The following is a 2094-nucleotide window of genomic DNA, read 5'->3' on the forward strand; positions in this document are numbered from 1 at the left end:
CCCCGAGCAGGAGCACGGCCCCGATCAATCGTTTCCGCAACATTGTCTCCGTAGTTCCTTACTTCTTGCTTACGGTTTGTGTCGCTACGACGTCGATCGGCACCACGATGTGCGACAGAGCGAAATTCGTTTCCAGCGACAGTTTTCCCGGTTTGGTGGGCTCGAAGATGTAGTCGTAGGTTTCTCCGGCGGCGAACGTCTGCTTCGCGTCCACCGGCTTGCGATAGAACTCGGGCAGGTCGGCGCCGTCCTTGGCGAGCGGCTGCCAGAGCGCAGGCTTGCCGCCATCGAGCAGCGAATACACGACGGAGTCGTCGCTGGGCGTGATGTTGATGAACCGGAAGCGGTACTTCTCGCCCACGCGCAGTTGCATCGGCCCAGGCTTCGCCAGGCCATTGACGAGCAAGGCGTCGGCGAGGAAGTTGGCGTCGGAGCTGCTGACCAGGAAAACGCGGTCGTGCTCGGGATCGTATTTCTGGCCGGGTTCGAGCACGATGATCGCGCCGTAGAGGCCGGTGGTGAGCTGGCCGATGTCGTGCCAATGGGTGTGATAGATGTAAGTGCCCGCGCGGGGCGGCGTCATGTGGGCGATGAAGGATTCACCGGGCGCGATGGGCGGAGTCACCTGCCGCGAGTCGCCGCCGTATCCCGGGACACCGTCGTAGTAGCTCTCCAGTTCGATGCCATGCCAGTGGATCGCCGTGGGCTGCCCCAGCTTGTTGACGACCGTTATTTCGGTCGGCTGGTCGCGATAGAGAATGATGGTCGGACCCAGCTCGGAACCGAGAGCGGTGGTAGTGATTTTTCCGCCGTCGCGCAACTCCATGCTGATGCACTGCCGCTTGGTCTCGGGATTCGGCGGATTCTTTGCGAGCGTAAGCGTCAAGCTCCGCTGCGCGGGCTTGGCCAACGCCTCGGTTGAACCGGGTCGCGGCTTCACCTCGATGCCCATGATGAGTCCGGCCATGCCGCTCGGGTGGTGCATCTTGTGCTCGGAACCCATGTCGTCAGCGACGCCCATCACGCGCGCCGCGGAGTCGGCCAATCCGGCGTCGAAGTGTTGGGCAAGATGACAGTGGAAGATCCAGTTGCCGGCATGGCTCGGCGTCCACGTGACCGCCATGGTGCTGCCGGGCTGCATCAGCTCGGTGACCGCCATGCGCTGCTGGGCGCTGGAGTAGAGGTTCTCTTTTTCGGAGTCACCGGCGCTGTCCACGCGGAAATGCGCGCCGTGCAGGTGCATTGGGTGCGGTATCACGCTGGCGTTGATGACGCGCCAGCGGGCCGTATCGCCGACGGTGTACGAGAGGCGGGTCGTGTGCGGCCACGACTTCCCGTTGATGGTAAGGATCTCGTTAAATCCGTGCTCGAAGTCGAATTGAACCAGCCAGTTGTACCAGGCGTTGATCACCATGACGCGATCGTCGGTGAGCGCACCTTTCGCGTCGACGACGAAGGCGCCGGTCATGGTGGTATCGCCGCCAGGGTATAGGCCGTTGATCGGAACGGGAGCGAAGCAGGAGGCGCGGTAGAAGTACGTTCCGGGAGCGCCGGCGAGGAAATTGAATTCCTTGGTTTCGCCGGGATTGACGTTGACGGCGTCCTTGGCGTCGCCGGGCCGCTGGTTCAGGCCAAAGACGAAAATCGGAAAGAATTGGGTGTTCTTGAAAAACACGTGCACGCGCGTGCCCTCGGGAACGCGGATCATCGGGCCGGGCATGCTAGGCGCGGCGCCTTCTTCGGTAATGGTGAGCGCGGGAATCGCGGGCGCGTCATCGGCGTCAGGGTGCCAGGCACCCTCCTTGAGCTCAAGGTGCACGGTGAGAACACGGTCTTTGAGCACGCCGGCAGACTTCAGGTTGTCGTGGGTGACGACCTTGGGAAGCTTGGAAAGGTCGATGACCGCAAGGCTAGAAATCGCCACAAGAAGCAGCAGGACAAGGCATAGCGCGCGAACGACGCGCACCGTTGCCGGGCAACAGCGCATAACCATCCTCCAAATTGGGTGCTTGCGAAACCGCTGCTCCACCCCGGAGCAGCATGAGAATCGAGTAACAGCAAAATACTGCCGTTCGGCGGAGATGTCAATGCGCC

General features: G+C 62.1%; 1 protein-coding gene. It reads right to left on the bottom strand.

Going from position 1 to position 2094, the window contains the following annotated elements:
• Positions 1–58: 58 nt before the first annotated feature.
• A complete protein-coding gene (locus VF515_04110) occupies positions 59–1987 on the bottom strand; it encodes a multicopper oxidase domain-containing protein (protein ID HEX7406819.1) in 1929 nt (642 codons plus the stop codon).
• Between the last annotated feature and the right edge of the window lie 107 nt (positions 1988–2094).

The organism is Candidatus Binatia bacterium, from assembly GCA_036382395.1.
Lineage (GTDB): Bacteria > Desulfobacterota > Binatia > HRBIN30 > HRBIN30 > JAGDMS01.

Excerpts from the sequence above, each read along its gene's own strand:
- VF515_04110 (HEX7406819.1), bottom strand. The coding sequence starts at position 1,987 with ATGCGCTGTTGCCCGGCAACGGTGCGCGTCGTTCGCGCGCTATGCCTT.